This is a genomic window from Treponema sp. J25, from assembly GCF_004343725.1.
Taxonomy (GTDB): domain Bacteria; phylum Spirochaetota; class Spirochaetia; order Treponematales; family Breznakiellaceae; genus J25.
This window is the reverse complement of sequence record NZ_PTQW01000004.1, coordinates 1-2,133: the sequence shown is the minus strand read 5'-3', so window position 1 is coordinate 2,133 and position 2,133 is coordinate 1. Positions and strand designations below refer to the sequence as shown.

Here is a 2,133-nt window from a genome sequence, read left to right as displayed (position 1 = left end):
GTACCCGCTGCCATGACCCCGTTGGGGCTGATTAATAGGAGCCGGGAGCGAGGGTGTACGGCAGGAGGGTGTCGATGGCGGCGGTTTTGTCTGAGGCCCGGGCGTATTCGGTGAAGAGGTGACACAGGTAGCGATAGGGTTCGTGGCCGTTGGCTTTGGTGGTTTCAATAAGGGAATACAGCCGCCCACTGGCCTTGGCCCCATGCACGGAGTCATGAAAGAGCCAGTTCTTGCGGCCAATCACAAAGGGACGAATGGCGTTCTCTACAGGGTTATTATCAGGGGTAAGCAGCCAGTGGTCCACATACCGAATCGCCCGGCGATACTGCCCCAGGGCATAGGCAATGGCAGACCCCAGGGGACTGTGGGGCGGGACCTTCGTCTCCCAGTGGTTAAGCCAGGAACGAATCTCTTCAAAGACCGGCGTGGTCGCAGCCTTCCGTTCCTCCACAAAGACCTCCCGGGAAAGCTCCCCTGCAGCAAGACGAGCACGCAGGTCCTTTTCAATCTGATAGAGCCTTCGGATGAGGCGTACCATCTCGGCGGCGGTGCAGGTGGGCCCCTGCTCACTCACGAGCCGATAGAACTCCCGCCGAATATGGGCCCAGCAGCCCACATGAATAATTTCCGGCCGCCGGCCAAGGCGACTGTAGCCACTGTACCCGTCGGTTTGCAGGTACCCTGAGAAGTTCCCGATGATAGACGCCGCCACATCCCCCGAACGGGAGTCGGCATACTCAAACCAGATAATGGGTCGGGGCGGATCCGTCGACCCGGGACCTACTTTGAATCCCCGGGCAACCCACATCCGGGATTGACTTGTCGCAGGCCGCTCTGGCTCATGCAGCACCTGCGTCACCGTCTCATCCATCCCCAGGACCGGCGACGACCGCAGGTCCTCCTTCATCCGCTTCCACAGCGGCTCGAGCTCCTCACTTACCCGCAGAATCATCCGGGCCATCGTCCCCCGCCCCAGCTCAAGCCCGAGCCGCTGGAGCGCCCCTTCCTGTCGATACAACGGCAGCCCATCCACATACTTACTCACGATGATGAATGCCGCCGTGCTGTTGGCATACTGGCTCCCCTTCGCTATCTTCGCTGGTGCCGGAGCGGTGACAATGGCCGGTTCGTCGTGGCCGATAAAGTCGTCACAACTGCATGGGCCGTACTTCCGCCGCACATGCACCTTCACTACTACCTTCGCCGGGATGATTTCCACCTCTTCGCTCCGCTCTTCCCCGATGACCGGCCGTTCCTTCGCACACCACGGACAGGCGCGAGCTGCCTCATCAAGCTCGTGGAACACCTCTATCCGTTCGATGTTTCCCCGAATCCGTCGCCGGCCACTGCCGGGGGCCTTCTTCCGGTGTTGTGGTGTGATGGCCGGCTCTTTCGGCGCAGGCTCAGGGGCCTTCTGTACCTCGTTCTGGGCGGTGAGTTCGGCCTCATTGAACAGCTTCCCCTGTTCCTTCGGTTCGTCTTTGGGAAACCGTTCACTCCTCGGCCCGTACAACAGCTGCTGCAACACATGAATGGTATGCCGCGCCTTCTGGAGTTCTACCTCCTTCTCGGCCAGGGCTTCTTGTTTCTCGACGAGTTCTTTTTCCTTTTCTGTAAGCGCTACTTCTTTCGTCGCCAGGGCTTCCTGCAGCCTCTGGTTCTCTTTGATGAGTTCTTCCCGGCTTGTAGTGCTGGCAACGGCGCTTTCCATGGGCCCACCATACCACACCTCGACAGAAAAGTAAATTCGATGGCCCTACGTCAGCCGGCTGTACTGCACCACCGGAAATCGTTTCCAGAAATCTATCCCCTCAAGGAGCATCGAGAGCTCTTCTGCGGTCAGGACCACGGGCTCCGTGGCGCTCTGTTCCCGGGGCCACGGAAAGGTTCCCCGTTCAAGCCGCTTGGTCCACAGGCAAAAGCCGTTCCGGTCCCAGTACAATATCTTGAGGACCCGTCTGCTCTTCCCGCAGAAGAGAAACAGGTCCCCGCTGAATAGCGGCGACTTCCATTCCTGTTCCACCAGCGCCGCAAGGCTGTAGGCCTGCTTGCGCATGTCCGTCGGCCCGCTCCTGAGGTATATCCGCAGCCGACTTACCTCAGGCCACATACCCCAACCACCGCTCGCAGGGC

General features: G+C 60.0%; 2 protein-coding genes. Both read right to left on the bottom strand.

The features are described 5' to 3' along the window. Positions 1-31 precede the first annotated feature (31 nt). On the bottom strand, positions 32-1,711 hold the full coding sequence (gene tnpC / locus C5O22_RS01015) for an IS66 family transposase (RefSeq protein WP_132779296.1): 1,680 nt from the start codon (positions 1,709-1,711) through the stop codon (positions 32-34). Positions 1,712-1,756: 45 nt separating this feature from the next. After that, the coding region (tnpB, locus tag C5O22_RS01010; RefSeq protein WP_243692834.1) for an IS66 family insertion sequence element accessory protein TnpB at positions 1,757-2,133 on the bottom strand (377 nt) is incomplete at its 5' end.